Origin of the sequence: Sulfidibacter corallicola (assembly GCF_017498545.1) — a bacterium.
Lineage (GTDB): Bacteria > Acidobacteriota > Holophagae > Acanthopleuribacterales > Acanthopleuribacteraceae > Sulfidibacter > Sulfidibacter corallicola.
Map to the genome: position 1 here is coordinate 10,206,241 of NZ_CP071793.1, position 17,836 is coordinate 10,224,076.

The following is a 17,836-nucleotide window of genomic DNA, read 5'->3' on the forward strand; positions in this document are numbered from 1 at the left end:
CGTACAGGCTTCGCCAGCACGAGCGATCGCCATTCAGGGAGCGCCCGTTTCGGGCACCGTCTGGGCGATGTAGGTGGCGACTTTCTTGGCCTCGAGATCCGCCATGGTGCGAATCTTCAGGTGCCGGCGGTGCTTCCCCTTCCCTTCCAAGAAACCGTCGGGATCGGCGAACCCAGCGCCCACGCTGAACTCGATGGAAAGGTGTTTTCGATACACGAAAATGCCGCCGACGAGATCCTTGCCGCTCATGAACACCAGCCCACCGTATTTGATGGTCTCACCGAAGGAGGCATCCGCCTTCCGAAACATATCGCGAATCGCGATGATCAGTGCGTGGTTTTCGGGTGAGACCAACTGGGTATCGCGCAGAAACGCATCCACATCGGTTTTTTGGTTATCGGTCATGTCCATCCTCTGCGGTGCCCATCAAAAAACAGGGCCCCTTGGAAATCGTTCTTCGGAATCGGCCGGCTCCCAGCGCTGACCGGCCGAAGCCCTTCACGTCAGGGCTTCGGCTAATCACCTAATGATAAAGATCTTGCCGAGACCTGGCAACCGAGAGCCGCTAGCCTGTCCAACCAAGCGAGCCAACTTGGCTGTTGCGATCATCCCGATTCCGGACGGGCAGAAACAGGCCGCAGCCGCGGCCCGGTTTTCGCGATTTCCCATCTAGCCCGGGGAAGCCCGCGGGCTTGGTCCGGTTGGGCATGCCGTCCTGAAGACACGCTTCGCGGCATGGAGCCGGGACGTCCCTTGTGTCTCAACCCAAACTCGGGTCATTACCATCGAACTTTCTTTTGCCATGGGAAAACCCTATATCCATAGGATGGTGATCCTATGAGGGTTGAGATAAGTTTATAACCATAGAGCGCTGGCGCCTATCGCTTCAATCATGACTCTTTGATAGTGAGGTGCCTTTTGGTTGTTTTCCGATTATGTAATTATAGAAAGATCTCTTCCCACACGTTTCATACACTCATCGGGTTGCTGGCGATCTCGATGGTTTCAACCGCCGGGGCCTTCGCCTGGACCGATCCCGAGCAGGGTCGACCACAAACCGGCGTGGTGTATTTTCACCCCAACCACATCGGATCCACCGCCCTGACCACCGACGAGCACGGCCGGTTCCTGGCCAGTTTCGTCTACGAGCCGTTCGGAACCATCCACCGCGCCTCCAGCCAGGGACCGGATACCGTTCGCCCCAAGTTCACGGGTAAGGAGTTGGATGCCGACTCCCAGCTCTACTACTTCGAGGCCCGCTACTACGACCCGCATTCCGGCCGCTTCACCACGGCAGACCGCGGTCTGGGTGCACCGGTCGCCCATCCCGCCGCCCTGCATCGCTACGCCTATTCCGCCAACAACCCGATCAATGTCACCGACCCCAGCGGGCGGCGGATCGATATCGGTTCGGTTCCCGAGGACATGGCCCGTCATGCAGCCACGCCTTCGGTGCCGGAACAGCCGCAGGCGCCCGCCGGAACCCATGCCCAGGTGCAAATGACCCCCGTTGCGGAAGAGCAGGACCAGGTATGGGGCGCGGAATTCGGCTTCACCGGCGGCGGTATGGGATTCGTGGTGAAGGAAGACGGCAGTGTCGAGATCACCTGGTTCGAAATCGGTGGCTCCGCCTACGCCGTCGGGGGCGGTGGCTCCAGCATCAGCCTGAAACAACACCAAGGCCATTTCTACCTGGAAATCGCCGGGGAAGTCGGCATCGGCGCGGGGGGTGAAGCGGCCGGAACCGGGGTGGAAGTGGTCCCCGTGGGCATCGAGGTCAAGGTCGTCGTCGATTTGGGCACCGTCGAGGAAGTGTTGCCGTATCTGGAGGGAAATCCCGGAGCCGGTGTCGGGTACCGCGTCGCCGAAATCCTGGCGAAAGGTGAGTTGGAGCGCTTCGATTTGCAGGGCAGCCTCTTCTCTTCCTACACGGCCTGGGTGGCCACCGCCAAAGTGGAAATCTTTTTCAACGAAGCGTCGCGTGAACGCTTCGAACGGTACATGTGGCCCGGAAAAGGCGAACCCCATGCGCCGCCGGCCTGGGTCGCCAAAGGGTACACCTACGAACAGTATTGGGCCGTGCGCAACTACCTCTTCCCGCTTCCCGCGCCGGCCGACGAGACGGTGCTGTACCCGTTCCGTATCAATCACTTCGATGAGAACCCCGACCAATACGTGAACGGGATCCAATGGAACCTCACGAATCTCCTGTCGAACGGAATGGAAAACGGTTTGAGCAACGATACCTTCACGGAAATCCCCTATCACGATCCATTCTCACAATGATTTATCGCATTTATTAGATTTTTCCATTCCGTCTTCAAACGCAACTTTGATGTTCCATAGATAAAGGAGTACCTATGCCTATGTCCTCCAAGCGAGCGATGGCCACGCTCTGTCTCCGCGTGTCCATAGTATGCTTTTTTGTGTTTCCCGCCATATCCCAGTTGAGCGCCGGCGAATTGGTCGGGCAATTGCCGGGCACCATGAGTCAAACCGCCGGCGGGGCCGCCACCTACCGACTGACCATCGACCTGCCGCCTGCACCGGCCAGCATCAAACCGGGTGTGGCCCTGGTTTATGATTCCGATGCGGGGAACGGGCCGGTGGGCCGCGGCTGGCGCCTCGAGGCCGGCTTCTCTCAAATCACTCGGGTCGGACAGACCTACGATCTCGACGGACGACGAACCACCGTGGCGCTCGACCCCCAGGGTTCGTTCGCCACCGATCGCCTTGCGCTCGACGGGAACCGCTTGATGCTGGTATCCGGCAACTACGGTGCGCACCTGTCCGAATACCGCACCCGCGTGGAGACCTACCAAAAGGTGGTGGCGATCGACACCAACCTCGATCTCCCGGGCCCCGAACGATTTGAAGCGCACATGCGCGACGGCTCGTTGCGCGTCTATGGAAAATACATTCACCATCGCATTCAAGTGGGTGGCACCCACTCGCCCGTCTACAGTTGGCTCTTGAGCGAGATCGTCGACCGCCACGGCAATACGTGTGCCTTCGATTATTATGGGTGTCCCGACTCGGGAGGCGCGTTCTGCGCCGAGACGCTGGGTCGGGAATACCTACCGAAAGGGGTCTCGTACGAAGGGCGAACCGTGCTCTTCACCTACGAGACGCGACCCGACCGTGCCCTGACCTACCGTGCCGGGCTGGCCTTCAGCCAAACCTACCGACTCGACCGGCTCGATATCTACGTCAATGCCGACGGTGACGCCGACCACGCGGAGCAGGAGGATTTTGCCTATGGCTACGATCTGTCCTATGCGGAACCGGCCGACACGGTGACCGCCCAGAGCCGGCTGACCTCGATCACCAAAATCGCCGCCGATGGGTCCACGCTGCCGCCAACCCGCTTCGAATGGCTCGGCGACAACCGGGCCGTGGGATTCACACCCTACCCCGGATACACGGACAGCGCCGTTCCGTTGTTCGCCAAGGTGCGCAATTGGGCGAACCAGACCTACAACGGTAAGTACAACGAAGGCACACACATGGTGGACCTGAACGGCGACGGCCTCCAGGATCTGATCCAAGGCGTCTACTACCTCGAAGATTCCGATGGTGACGGCCAGGAAATCAAACGCAAGGTGCTGCTCAACCGCCTCACCCATTGGGAGAAGTTGGAAGAAGATCATCCCTACCTGGCCGACTGGGCCGCGGCGGGTTCGAGCGCGCTTTTCTCGGTGCGCAGCAACATGGGCGGCGACCATCCCGGCGGCGACCTGGGCACCCGTTTCGCCGACCTGAACGGCGATGGCCTGATGGACCTCATCCAATTGGCCGACGGCACCAAATCCGAGCACGACGACCTGTCCAAGCCCGATACCCGGATGCGCATCCTGCTCAACGAGGGTGAGGCCGGCGGCTGGTTCCTGGTTCCCGACGATCACCCCTGGATCGCCCAAATGCAGAAACTGCCCAACGGCGATCCGGCGCTCTTCACCACGAAGCTCTATCGAGATTTGGTCTACCACATCGGCACGGAAAATGGCGGCACGGTCCTGGCCGACCTGGATGGGGACGGACGCACCGACTTGTTGAACCTGCTCAACATCGGCGGCGGCCTTCATTACGACGCCTATCTGAACAAGGGCGAGCACCCCGAAAACGGTGGCTGGCGGAAGACCAACGCCTATCACGCCAGCCTGACCCACCTGCTCAACCCGGAAACCACGTGGAACGAGAAATCCTATTTCGCGGAAAGCCTGACGCACAACCAGGGCCGCGGCGCCTGGCGCAGCGATGTGGGCCTTCGCCTGCGCGATCTCGACGGCGACGGCCTGCCCGACCTCATCGTGCTGAATCACGGTCACGACGATTATCCGACCATCGCCCAGGTGGCGCTGAACAAAGGACCCGAGAACGGCTTCGAATACGATGCGGCGTATTCGAACAGTCTGCCCACCGATGACCAGGCCCCCTTTTTCACGGAGTGCCATATCTGGAACGTCTACCACCGGCTGGGAACCCGTCTGATGGACATCAACGGCGATGGCCTCCCCGATCTGGTTCGGCTCTACAACGAAACCTACGACGGCACGCCCATCAAGCGCGTGTTGCTCAATACCGGCAAGGCGTTCGTGGCCGCCGACGATTGGGCGATGCCCGCCGACGACGTGTTTTTCAGCTACTACCACCAGGGTGAGGGCGTCCGCGACGGCGGCACCCGCATGGCGGACATCAACAGCGACGGTCTCATGGATATGCTGACGTTTTTCTACGACGAGAACGGGCAGCATCGACGCTCGCTATACCTGGGCGAACAATCGGAGGGCTTTCGCGGATGGCGCCTGGCCCCGGATGTCCAGGGCCGCAACGACTGGTGGACCGGCATCCCCGACGATTTCTACTTCATCGGTCGCGACGGCGACGAACTCTTCGACATGGGCACCCGCATCGACGACGTCAACGGCGACGGTCGTCTGGATTTGATTCAACTGGCGGAGATCGAGGGTCTCTACACCGAAAAGCGGTTCCTCTTGGGCAGCGGCGCCCTGGTGGACTATGTCGACGGTGGATCCGTCTACCAAACAGGGGTAGACCAGATCTGGCGCGTCCGGGCCGGGCTCGGCGCCATCACGGAGATCGACTACGGTCCGGCGAGTCTCGGCGGATTCCTGTACCGCAAGCGGCAGGACGCGGCCTATCCCATCCGGGATCTGACGCCCTACAAGCAACTGGTCGCCCGCATCCTGGAACACCAGCCGCTCGGCAACAGCGCGACCAGCCAAACCAAGATCAAGCGTTTCTCCTATCGTCACTTTCGGGCGGCACACGACATACCCAACGGCGGGCAGCCAGGCAATGACGGTGCGGGCGTTCTGGGCTTCCGGTATATCGATGTGGTCGACGATGCCACGCAGATCACGACGCGCACCCACTACGCGCAGGACAACTGGCGTTATTGGGGAAGACCGTCTCAAATCCGCATGTACCGAACGGGGGATTACGACCATGTCTATGGTCGTCAAAACGTCATGTACCGGGTCGATGACGACATTCTCGGCAGGCCGGGGTTGACCTACCGCGTGGATCGCATCAGCGAGGACAACCTCAACTTCGAGGATGGGCAGTGGTACCTGACGACGCGGGTCGAGTGGGATTTCGACGATTTCGGTAACCTGATCGGTGAATTCCACCTCGGCGATCCCGACAATGGGGCCGACAATCGCTTTATCCACTATTTCTACCAGAACGATACGGCGGCATGGCGCTTGGGTTGGCGGACCAGAGAGGTTCACGCGACCTCGAAAGACCCACATGCCACGGCATCCTACCGCAACGACATCGCCTACGGGTACGACGGTCGGGACAACCTGGCCACCAAGACCTGGCGGAACATGGAGCATCCCGACGAAAACGCGGTGACGACCTTCTTTCACAACGCCTCGGGGAACTTGATCAGTAAAATCTCGGCGACCGGCGAGGTCACGGAATACGAATACGACCCAGTCTTCAACTTTTTCCAAACCGCCGTGATCAAGGACCCGGACGATGCGGCCCATCGAATCGAGTTCCGGTACGATCCGACATTTGGAACCGTCACCCATTTCTGGGACCCACACGGCATCCTGACGCGGACGACCTATGACGCCTTCGGCCGTAAGGCGGCCCTCTACCGCGAGGAGCCCGATTCGCGCATCGTCACGATGCGGGAACGGTACCTCTTCAAGTGGGCCGATACCGCGCGCAAGCTGGGCTCCTATCAGGAATTGCTGCTACGCCAGACCTGGGACGCCAACATCAACCAAGTGCGGCTCCAAAACCGCATCTATCGGGATTGTTGGGATCGCCCCTACCTTTCCTGGACGCGCGGCAGCGGCGACGCGATGACGGTCCACGAGCACACGCGCTACGATGCGGCGGGTCGCGTATCCCATAAATCCCAGCCCTATACCGACGGCAACCCATCCTACATTCGGATTTACTACGACGTGTTGGGTCGTCAGACCCGGACCGTTCATCCCGTGGCCTCGGCGGACGACGTGGCCGAGGAGGAATCGTACAGCTACGACTTCGAGATGGTGGACGGGAAGAACTACCCCGTCACCCGCTTCGAGGGTCGCCATGTACCGGGGGCCGAGCCGGGGAAGGTCACCATCAGCCGCTACGACGGTCGCAAGCGCATCGTGGAACGGCGGTTCGTCGAAGATGACGGCAGCGAGGCGAGCACACTTTTCACCTTCGACGGCTTGGACCGGCCGATCATGGTCACCTCCCAGGAAAACCGCGACGGCCAACGGGTGCGCACCGTTTCCAGTTGGGATAGTCTCAACCGTCGGTATCGTCAACAAGAGCAGATCGTCAGCCAAGAACCCGATGGTTCCTGGACGGTTCACGAGTCGCGCACCCATCGCTACGAATTCGACCTGGAGGGTCGAATCACCCAGTACCGGGCACCGGCGGGCAATGTGATCGACCAAACCTACGACATCTTCGGACGCAAGGAAACCATGGAGCTGAGCCCCTCGTTGCCCGACGGCCTGGCGCGGATCGGGTTCACCTACGACCAGGCGGACCACGGTATCGGGAAACTGAGCGGCATTTCCGGGGAGACCGGGAATGCGGCGGTGCTGTTCCGTTACGACCTCGGCTACGACAAATTCGGCAACCTCGAAACGGAACGGGTTCGATACGACCAACAGGGTCCCTGGACCTTCCAGTACCGTTACCGTCCCGATGGCCTCAAATCCACGACGACGTATCCCGACGGGGCCGTCCTCGCCCGGGGCTACACCAGCCTGAATTGGCCGGCCTCGCTTCGGCTCGACGAACCGGGCGAGCCCGGCAGGATCACGGTCACCTTCGAAGACCACCACCCCCACGGAGCGCCAGGCCGCGTCGTCTACGGGAACGGTGCGGTGACGGAGTACCACTACCGCAGCCACGATCTTCGACTGGAAGGGATGGACGTCTTCGACGGTGCCGATCAAGCGATCGCGATGAAAACCTATGGCTGGACCACGCGCGGTCAACTGGACTACATCTACGACCAGGTGGCGCCGCAATTGGACCAGGATTTCTCCTACGACGCCCAGCTCCGGCTGGCGGCGGCCGACGGGGTCTACGGCTCGAAGGACTACCATTACGATCCCATGGGGAACCTGTTGACCAAGGGAGACGTGGAGATGCTGGACTTCCGCGGCTACCGCCTGACCCGTGCCCGGGACCATGCGCGCGATGTGGTGCTGGATTTCGACTACGACACGAACGGCAATACCACGCTCAAAACGACCGGCGACCTGACGGAACATTTCGATTACGATGCGCTCGACCGGATGATTGGTTACCGACGGGAGGCACCCGACCAGGCGACTGTCAGGAATGCCTACGCCTACGACCACTCCGGTCGTCGATACAAAAAGGTGGACTCGGATGGCGGTACGACCTATTACGTCACCCCCTCCTACGAGACCTTCCTGATGGGGGATCTGCAACGGGAAACCAAATACGTGGTCGGTCCGGAGGGCAAGCTGGCGCAGAGCACGCGGTTGACAGCGCCGGACCTGGTGGTCCGGATCGTCGATGTCCAAGTGCTCGAGTACGATCGAGTCCGGGTTGCCTGCGCGATGGAAAACGTGGGAACCGCGGCCTCGGGTGCCTTCGTACTCGGTCTTCACGCGCCGCGCGGAGAAGCCAGCCACACGATGGATGGATTGGCGCCCGGAGCCGTCGGCGAGGTGGTTCTGGAAATCCAGGCCGGTTTCGGTGAACGGGTGACGGCGGTGGCCGATGACCTGAACCAGATCGTGGAATTGGACGAAACCAACAACAGCGACCAGGACAACGTCCATGTCGGACCCGATCTCGTCCTGAGCCGTGCCGAAGCCATCCCCATCGGCCCCGAATCCTTCAAAGTGAAAACCGAGATCCGGAATCTGGGCTCGGTGAATGCGCCGACCTCCCTTCTGGCACTGTTCCTGGACGACGAGGTACTGGGCTATTGGCCCATGCGCGACCTGCTGCCGGGGCAGAGCGACACTTTGGAGGTGACCATCGACGCCCGCGAAGGGCAACAGGTCGCCTGGCTGGTCGACGCCAAGAACCACGTTCTCGAATCCTCGGAATCCAACAACGACAGGATCCGCGAATTGGGTATCGCCGATTTCCGGGTGGTGGCCATGGAGGCCGAATTCGACCCGGACAAAGGAACGGTCGCCGTCTCGGTAGGAATCCAGTCCAATCGGCTGGTCGCCATGAACGGGATCCCGGTTCACATCACCAACTTGCAAACGCGTGAACGAATCGACGGGTTGGCCAAACTGAACAAGCCCAGCCAGATCTCCTGGTTCGCGGCGCACCTCGAGGGGCAATCCGGGGACCGATTCCTTGCTACCGTCAACCCTGGGCGGGAGGTGTTCGAACCGAATTACGCCAACAACTCGGGTTCCCTGACCTGGACGGCCGATTTCGACTTCGAGCCTTTGGCCATCGGCGGTTTCGAGCCGGGATCCTGCCTGGATCTCTTCACCCTGAGCCTGGCCAATCACGGCTCCAAGGCTGGCGGCCCCGTGTCGGTGCGCGTGATGGTGACGCCGAAAGTGGGCAGCGGCAGCGAGTCGTTCGAAATCCAAACGGTGACGGCGGATATCGATGCGGAGGGTACGGTGAAGGTACCGATCTACCTGCAGCGACCTTGGTGTCCGAGCCTCCGGGTCCAGGTAACGGTGGATCCCGAAAACGCCTGGCCGGAGTCGGACGAAACCAACAACGTGCGAACCTTCGACATCGAGACCTGTCCGTCTTGTGGCGAAGCACGAACACCGACGGGACCGGCACCCCGGGATTGATCGCCGAGAGACGCCGGTCGCCATGGCCGGCGTCTTTAGGGGACGTCTTTAGCGTCTTTAGAGGGGACAGTCAAACATAACTTTCTTTTTTATACATGGTTAACCTTCACTCTTCGATTTCCCCTCATTCTTTTCGGGTGGGTCCCTGGCGCCTCAAGTACAGCCTGGGCGATCCTGGGTCTTTAAGGGGGGACAGTCAAACATAACTTCTGGATATCAGTGGCAAAACCCACTCCTCCCTCGTTCGCGCTACCAGCGAGCCGAAAGCCCCTGCCGATATCATCGCGATCGGCGTAACCCTTCCCGCTCCACGTCGAAAGGAACCTCGAAACGGGCGATGATATTGGTTCCGAACAAACCGACGCTGGCCCCTTCAACCCATCTAGGAGTCAAGACAACTCCCTCCGGAGCCAAAAAGACCTGGATCGACTCCGCGGGTTCGTGCAGCACCCCTGTGCGTCGCTGAAAAGCCGTTATCTCGCGTATCCTCGAAACCGCGATCAGGACCTCATCCCGATCGCGGTGAAAGACAGTCACGGGGATTTTCCTGCTCACGGTCAATTTTAGCCTTTTTCCTCCCTCGAGGATCCGATATCCACGGATTTGTACCGAACGATCTCCGCCATACCCGTAATTCAGGACCATATCGGAACGAAACGGCCCTTCGTCGATGACATAGGGTTGTTCCACCCTCATTAGGACTTCGCCCGACAAGGACGAAGGGACCTCCATGCCCTTTCCCCGGTACAAGCGAAGACTTTCTCCGTCGTATTGCCCATTGGGAAATCCATTGAGATTGAAAGGCGAAATGGGTTCTCTCGGGTGGCGAATCAGGTGACGTTTCTTCTCGATGTGGCCATCGTCAAAGCGCGCAGTGAAGGTATACCCCTCCTGACGTGCATATGGGACGCCGAGTGCGTTCGGCATCGGGGGCAGGGGCAAGCCTCCCCTCACCGCTGCGGTAATGGTGGTAATGCCATGATTTTGGTGAAGATTACTCGTTTTTTGCCAAGAAGAATCGAGCATGGGATGATGGGCGATCAAGTCCCTCACCGGCTGCTCCCATTCGGGTGCGGGTGCCACGATTCGGTTGGCCGGATGAATGTCGTATAGGAAGGGGTAAGACCAGAAATGACCCACCAGCAGGGCGATCCCCCCGCAAGCCAAGGAGCCCAGGACTCTTCTTCGTCCACTGGGTCGTTCACGCGTCACGTAAAGAACGATCATGGACCCACAAGCGAATATCGAGGCCGCCACCAACCGCGCGGATTGGAACACCCAATCCCAATGGGGATCTCTCCACCAGGGAATCGACCTGAACGTCAAACTCGCAACGCCCGAGGTAGATTGGGTGCTGACGAATGTCAGGAACCAGAAAAAACCGAAAAGCATCAAACCGATGCGACTATGGGCCGCGAGGAACATGGGGCTGAGGAACAGGGCGAACATCAAATAGTGGAAAAGGAAGGCAGGAAGATCCAGACTGTACCCTGTTCGCGGTCCCACTGATCGAAGGATCGCTACGCTTAGAAAGACAACCGTCCAGATGACCACGAAGACCGACAGGCGGGTGGTCAGCAATTTTGCGGAATCGATGGGACGGGTATGAAGAAAACCCGACAGATCCCGATCTCCATGCCAGCCCGAGATTCGGCCCATGAGCACCAGAAGCGCGAACCCGGCCGCATACGACAGGACTCCTGCCCCTCCGGAGGTTGGCTCAAGGGCGATCAGGAAGAACAACAATCCAAACAGACACGATTCACGCAAACAGTGACGCAAGCATAGCCGGAACAGGCTCGAGCTGATAATTGGATTGAATAGGTTCATGATCTTCGCTCCTGGGTAAGCGCCAAAAACAAGTCGCGAAGGGATATCGGAGAAACCTCGATGTTCGCCTTCGGCAAGATCTCGCGAACCTGTTCGACACCGTTGGCTGACCCTCCTTGGTCCAGCAGACTGAAAAACGAGACCAGGTGGTCCTGTTGCGTCATGGCCAGGGATCCTTCGATTTCGAAGGAGGTGGGTAACGGGTCCGGATTGGTCACGAAAACCCTATGTGCCTGGGATGCGATGCGCTCCAGGGAATCCTGTAACGCCACCTGGCCGTCGTGAAGCAACACCAGATGATCGGCAAGGCGTTCGACCTCTTCGATTGCGTGGCTGGTGAAAAAAATCGTCGTCCCGCGCTCCGCAGACCCCAACATGAGATCCAACAAGATTTCCCTGCGTGCCACGTCCACTCCTTCGAATGGCTCGTCCAATATCAGGAGATCCGGTTGGTGGCACACGGCCAACAGGATGCCCGTGAGGAGTCGTGAGCCGCGCGACAATCGACCGGTTTTCTGATTGAGGTGGGATTTGAGACCCAGATCCCGGGCGACTCGCGTTTCAAGCGTTCGGTCCCAATGGGGATAGAGATTGCGGGATACGGTGAGCAGATCCATACCGGTCAGCCTCGGGGGAAGTGGCTGATCGTGACCGGCGAAGCCGATCCGCACCCAATCGGAGGGCTTCAGTCGATGGCTGGGGACACCCAACAATCGAGAGATTCCGGATGTGGGCTTCTGAAAACCAAGCAGGTTGCGTATGAGTGTGGTCTTGCCGATGCCGTTGACCCCCAGTAAGCCCGAGATCGATCCTTTGGGAATTTGAATATCCCAACCCGAATTCCTGGGCGGTGTCCAACGCGGGAGAATGAGAGATTCGGTTTCGATCGCGTGCATCATGGTTCTTCCTGAAACGACTGCCAAGAAATGGCCAGTAGTCCTTTCACTTCTGAGAGATCGAGGTCCAGTTCGTGTGCCATCACGACAAGCTGCTCCAGTTGAGGTTGAAGGGTTTCGGCTATCTGGTCATGGGAAGGGGTTCGAGGCCGACAAACGAAGGTACCGCGACCGGTGTGAACCTCCAGGAAACCGCGAGTCGTGAGCTCCGAAACAGCTTTTTGGGCAGTATTGGGGTTGATCTTGAGTTCCCTACTGAGCTGGCGCACGGAGGGAAAGGGATCGCCGGGCTTCAGTAAACCCTTGGCGATGGCCCTGCGAACGGCAAAGGTGATCTGCTGGTAGGGTGGCGCGCCAGGTCGAAGGGACACAGGGAAAGGGAGCATACCTACCTCACTAGGTGTACTAGTTACAATAGTACACTTAATTCACACGGGCAAGGTAAATTGAGAGGGAGGCATCGCTGGCCTCCAGACTCAGAGGGGTTTGGAAGGGGGCAGGCAGAAGGGTTCAGGAGACAGTCAAACATAACACTCTATCTTTAAGCACTTTACCTTCCGTTTAGCAATCCTCCAACCACTCGCTTCCAATGTGCCCCATTCGTCTCAGGGACAACCAGGGCGATCCAAGAACGCTAGGTAATCGAGGACATTCGGTCGGGCGTTGCCACAGAGTTGATGATCTGAAAGGCCCCACATCGCCCAGTTTGGTGCGGCGATCTTTTCGTCGAGACCGATGTCGGGAGCTTGGCCCCCGTATGAGAGACTCACTCCTTGGCCTTGGACCCACTCCAATGGTCGACTCAGGGTGATCAGGTGTTGGCTGTAATCGATTGCCAAAATTTCGGCGATCAGCGTGTCTCCCTCCAGTTGAATTTTATCGCCGGAGGCACCCTCGATGCCGAATCCATCGCGGAAATAGAGCGCATCCTCAACGGACATTTGGGTTCCCGAACCCGCGTTGGCGGTCCGCGTCAAGAATACACCTGCATCCACCATCGGACTGCTTTCGCGCAACCGAAAATCGTAGGCCGTTTCATCCCGGAACTCGGGCGGGGCTTCGATATTGCCAAAGAAGACCTCGGGATGGCTGCTTTCGAAGTCGGCAAGAGATCCGCCGGAGTCAAATTCGTTCTTGATCACATCTTCACCCGGCTGCTGGCCGCGAATATTATTGGCTTCGAACAAGAACTCTTGCAGGCCGTTTCGGTACACGATCTGGGCCGCGCCCTCGCCAAAGCAATCGCCACCCATACCGCGATTCGCGTAGATGACGTTGTTTTTGAACACATTGTCCACACCATTGCCACGCGGGGAAATGCCCGCACAATCATTGTCGTAGAACACGTTGTGGTAGACCCGATTGTGATGGTTATACAACGCCTCATCCGAGTAAACCTGCATGCCCAAGCCCACATTGTTGCGGTAAAAGGCGTTGTGACGAATGATGCCCTCTTGCCCGGCGTACTGAATGCCGTTGCCACCGGATGTGCTGTAGTAGGAACTGGATTCGACAAACAGGTTGTGTTCGAAAACATTGTGTCTGGTGGCGTCGAATGCGTTGGGTACGGCACTGGTGTCGTCGCCGCAGTCGTACACCTCGGCTATTTTCTGGCGGGTGTTGGAAAACACGTTGTTCCGGAACAGGTTGAAGTTCGAGCATCGCAAGCTCAACACGCTATGGCCGCCCTCGCGGAAACTGTTGTCGGAAATGAGGTTGTAATCGGAATCGATGAGGGTGAGGTTGTCGTTTCCTTCCTCCAAGACGTTGCCGACGATTTGGTTGTAGTCACTGCTGATAAACCGGACATTGCCCGTGGTTCCCGATGCGGGCGTTCGTAGGAACTCGTTGTTGCGGATGACGATGTGCCGAACATTGACGGCTTCCAACCAGCGAGCGTCCCGAACGCGAAACCCCTCGATAACGAGGTACTGGACGTTGTCGAGATGCATGGTCGCCGGACTGAAACTCCCCGTCAGGCTGACCAGCTCACCGGGATAGGCGCGATAGGTAATGGGTTGGTTCGCGGTGCCGGATTCCCGAGGGACCATTTGTTCCTGGTAGGTTCCGGCCCGAACGAGTACCTCGTCACCGGCCCTGGCGACCGCGACAGCGCCCGCCAGGGTCGAGAAGGCTCGCGCGGTGCCGGATCCGCAGTTGCGTGAGGCAGGGCTGTAGGTGTCGCAATCGGAGCTGGTAAGGTCACCATCGACGTAGAAGGTCTCGGCCCATAGCATAGGTAAAACCAGGAGGAATGAACCAAGAAAAACCATTTTCCCTTGATTTAATCTTTCTGAGGTAATTCCATATTTCGCTACTGATTCTAAAATATGCCAACAGGAGTATAACTTCATAGGGTTGCTCCCCTTCGTATATATGGCCACGAATACGTGGATCATAGTGAAACGTGAATAAAATACAAATAATCTTGGGATTCATCATAGTCAGCGAGATCCCCGAAGCTTCTCCAAAAAAGCCGTTCGTGATAGGCCGCACATTCCAAGCAAGTTGCCTCTTTCCAAGATTTATTGCCAGGCCATGAAGACTCCAAACCCGGCCGTAACCCCATCGTGAGTGGTACCCAGCAAGGGCTTTCGAAAAGGTTATCCAGTGTTAATTGTGCGTTTTAGGTGAGATCCTCTCATCAATCATCTAAGGGTCCAAAGGTTGTAACGGGGACGGCACACCAACCTCCGGCTGATCTAGATGAGACCTCTGTTCATTTCCATTTTTATGATTAATCTTTTTTTCAGACCGTCTCATTTTTCCATAACTTTCGTGCTAAGCTGTTCTTCCCCCTCTCCACTCATGACGTGCTTACCAAACACACGGGCCCCGGACCGACGGCCACACGCCGATGGTCGATCCCGACTTACTGCTTCCATCAATAGGAGAGTGAGCATGACGCGACCCCTACCCAACCAGATTTACAAATATGAATTCATCGAGACCTTTACCGGGCGAGTGCTGGGACACATGAGTGTCCGGGCGGACAGGGTGGAGCTCCGGCGGGCCCCGCTTGGAGCCTGGACGAGCACTCGGGACCTCACCGACATTCTCGAAGGCGGCGTAGACGGTGGACTGACGTTCGCGTTTCCCGATCAGGGTGCGGAAGAACCGAGCTATGGAAGAAACGTCAAATTTGAATCCATGTACGGCGCCGCATACGGTTCGCTGGATGGTAAGACGATCAACCTGGGATGTATTAACGGCATGGTGGAAGGCTTCGCCAGCGGCAACAGCCTCATGGTCCTGACGTTTACGCCGAATGGTCTGGATTGGCCGAGTTATGGGAGTTCGGCAACGACCATGCTCAACGACGCCATTCCTGGCGGTACGGGCATCATCCAACGTAGCGAGAACCCAGAAGAGCACGCCGACAAATACGTTTATTTCGGCACTTGGACACTCGCAGAAGAATAGAGTCGGATTTTCTTCCCCCTGGATCTGCGACTCGTCAGGAGACATCCGCCCTTTCGAATCGGCGAGTTGCAAAGTGCTAATGTTCCACGCGACTCCCAATTTCCTCTTGGCCCAAATACTTCTCGAATCAAGTTTGGCTCAGGTTCGGAACTCCCGACACCACGATGATCTAACCAGCCTAATTTAAGTGTTTTAAAGAAGCCTGTCCCCCTCTTCCCGCTTGATTCAGGATTCAGGGATTGACAAAAAGGCGTTCTTCCGCTGTGATCAACCTGTCAGGCCTCGACTTCCATATGGAGTCGAGATATGAAACCAAATCGGTTCATCATTTCCGAGATTTTTTCTGATTGCCACACTTGGCTCGAGCCACAACGATCGTTTTGGGATTTAACGCTCACTGCTGGGCTTGAGACCGGTTCTGGCTGCAGGAATCTCCGACGGGTTTTTTGTGTTCTCAGTCAGAGGTTTTCTAAGAGCTTAAATGCTCGGCAACGAGGCAGATATCGGCGCCAGAGTGACAGCGCCATCTGCCGAGAGTGCCAAACGCCCGCAGTTCCTGCAACCAGGGCGGTCGACCGTGTTTTTCCTGGCACCCGACTGGGGCTTGCTCTGGTTTCATCCAAGCCAAGGTTCTCACAAAACCTTTTCATCTCAAATACTTTACGCACCAACACACCGGTGGTAACCCATTTTCGAGCATGGGGGTCGCCATGAGCAGAAGACCTCGTATCAAGCTCGATCGACCAGTCACCCACTACCATGTCATGACCCGCACGGCGCAACAAGCCTTCTATCTCAGCGACAATTATGTGCCGGGGTTCAAAAGCCAGTGTCGGGGCATCATCGAGTCCATGGCGGACATCTTCTACGTGAAAATTCTCGCCTGGGTACTCATGGACAATCACTACCACCTATGCCTCGAGATCCGTCGGCCACCCTTGGATCCCTGCGATATTCAAGCACGCTACGAACGCCTACAAGAGCATCTCCTGACGAAACGGCCCTGGCGAGAAGCCTATACATCGCGTTTCTACGACCGTTTCACGGATCTTTCGAAGTTTATGGCCGAAATCAATGCTCGTATGGCCCGAGCGTTCAACAAGGCGAATGGCACCAGCGGACACATGTGGGGTGGGCGATTCAAGAGCAAGGTCATCGAAAACGAGCAAAGCTTGATGCGGGTGATGACTTATATCGAACAAAACCCTGTGAGAGCGGGTCTTTGCGAGTGTCCTTCCGACTATGCCTGGTGTTCGACAGGCCAATACAAGCGCAACATTGAGGCAAGGCGACCCGTGTCCCTTCCGGAAGTAGGTTTCTTGCGCCACATTGCAAAGAAGGACCGCGCCCAAAGCTATGTCACATGGATGGATTTCCAGGCGGTGCGGATCCTTCACCCGGAAAAGAAAGTATGCCTGCCAAGAGCAATGATCGCATCACATTGTTTGCGGGATGAAACCATGACCGAATGGCGTGAAGATTTCAATGCCAAACGACCCGTGGATTGGCGCAGCCAAGCCTACGGTTCGGAGGAGTTCCACCAGCACATCCGCCAAGTGGAGGAACAGCGAAAGCTGGAATTGGCGAGAATCAGACACAAATCCCATCAACGAAGGCATGCCCGTTTAAAAAAAGAAATTTCCGTTTGCGCCCTCTGTTCAGCAAAGGGAGAGGAGCGCCAAGTACACACGGACATAAGCACGATTAAAAATTGAATCGGTAACATTTCCCATTTCAATACTAATTTCCTAAGGGCTCCCCTCGAATCGGGTGCGTGGAACGGAAAGGAGTTAGAGGGGACAGTCATATTTAACCCGCTAGGTTTTTGGGATTTTCGGCAATGAGTTAGAGGGGACAGTCATATTTAACCCGCTAGGTTTTTGGGATTTTCGGCAATTATCAAAACTGGCCCTCACACAGCCAGAGCAGGCATCAGAGGCAGTCACTGGCAAAACCCCCCAAAGCCGCCTCATCAAAGTCGTATGGAGAACCTGCTCTTGGCCAACAATAACCTAACCTACTCGTTTAAAACACCTTGGTGTTCCCTGTCCCCATGAAATCAACACTGGCCCTCACACAGCCAGAGCAGGCATCAGAGGCAGGCACTGGCAAAACCCCCCAAAGCCACCTCATCAAAGTCGTATGGCGAACCTGCTCTTGGCCAACCATAACCTAACCTGCTCGTTTAAAACACCTTGGTGTTCCCTGTCCCCATACCATGCCGAGTCCCATGCGCGGCGAGGTCCCGCCTGGGCCGATCTCACCCGAAGAGCCGGGAAGAGCCGGCACACTCGGGTCACCCTGTCCGCTGTTTGCCGATCACGAGACGCAAGGCGGACAGCCGCTTGCCGTGCCCCATCCCCCCGCCAGCCCGGCCGAATC

At 57.7% G+C, this 17,836-nt stretch carries 9 protein-coding genes; 4 read left to right on the plus strand and 5 right to left on the minus strand.

Annotated elements, in window-relative coordinates; all coding sequences use genetic code 11:
* Positions 1-33: 33 nt before the first annotated feature.
* The gene (locus tag J3U87_RS30860) at positions 34-405 is read right to left on the minus strand and encodes a DUF1801 domain-containing protein (RefSeq protein WP_237379650.1); all 372 of its coding nucleotides are present in this window, start codon (positions 403-405) and stop codon (positions 34-36) included.
* A 594-nt stretch (positions 406-999) separates the two neighbouring features.
* On the opposite strand from J3U87_RS30860, the gene J3U87_RS30865 reads away from it, so the two are divergent.
* Positions 1,000-2,286: an RHS repeat-associated core domain-containing protein gene (locus J3U87_RS30865; protein WP_237379651.1), complete on the plus strand. Its 1,287-nt coding sequence runs from the start codon at positions 1,000-1,002 to the stop codon at positions 2,284-2,286.
* An 80-nt stretch (positions 2,287-2,366) separates the two neighbouring features.
* Positions 2,367-9,305, plus strand: a complete 6,939-nt coding sequence (locus J3U87_RS30870) for a CARDB domain-containing protein (protein ID WP_237379652.1) — start codon at positions 2,367-2,369, stop codon at positions 9,303-9,305.
* Between the two features lie 279 nt (positions 9,306-9,584).
* On the opposite strand, the gene J3U87_RS30875 is transcribed toward J3U87_RS30870, so the two are convergent.
* From J3U87_RS30875 to J3U87_RS30890, 4 genes are all read right to left on the minus strand, one after another.
* The gene (locus J3U87_RS30875) at positions 9,585-10,349 is read right to left on the minus strand and encodes a hypothetical protein (protein WP_237379653.1); all 765 of its coding nucleotides are present in this window, start codon (positions 10,347-10,349) and stop codon (positions 9,585-9,587) included.
* 782 nt (positions 10,350-11,131) lie between these two features.
* The gene (locus J3U87_RS30880) at positions 11,132-12,034 is read right to left on the minus strand and encodes an ABC transporter ATP-binding protein (RefSeq protein ID WP_237379654.1); all 903 of its coding nucleotides are present in this window, start codon (positions 12,032-12,034) and stop codon (positions 11,132-11,134) included.
* Complete coding sequence (locus J3U87_RS30885; protein WP_237379655.1) at positions 12,031-12,417, minus strand: GntR family transcriptional regulator; 387 nt, start codon at positions 12,415-12,417, stop codon at positions 12,031-12,033. The genes J3U87_RS30880 and J3U87_RS30885 overlap by 4 nt, the downstream gene beginning before the upstream one ends.
* A 219-nt stretch (positions 12,418-12,636) precedes the next feature.
* Entirely contained in the window at positions 12,637-14,268 is a 1,632-nt protein-coding gene (locus tag J3U87_RS30890) for a right-handed parallel beta-helix repeat-containing protein (RefSeq protein ID WP_237379656.1), read from the minus strand.
* Between the two features lie 664 nt (positions 14,269-14,932).
* Here J3U87_RS30890 and J3U87_RS30895 point away from each other — a divergent pair.
* Together J3U87_RS30895 and J3U87_RS30900 are read left to right on the plus strand one after the other, a co-directional pair.
* Entirely contained in the window at positions 14,933-15,454 is a 522-nt protein-coding gene (locus tag J3U87_RS30895) for a hypothetical protein (RefSeq protein WP_237379657.1), read from the plus strand.
* Positions 15,455-16,164: 710 nt separating this feature from the next.
* The gene (locus tag J3U87_RS30900; RefSeq protein ID WP_237379658.1) at positions 16,165-17,169 is read left to right on the plus strand and encodes a transposase; all 1,005 of its coding nucleotides are present in this window, start codon (positions 16,165-16,167) and stop codon (positions 17,167-17,169) included.
* Positions 17,170-17,836: the final 667 nt, after the last annotated feature.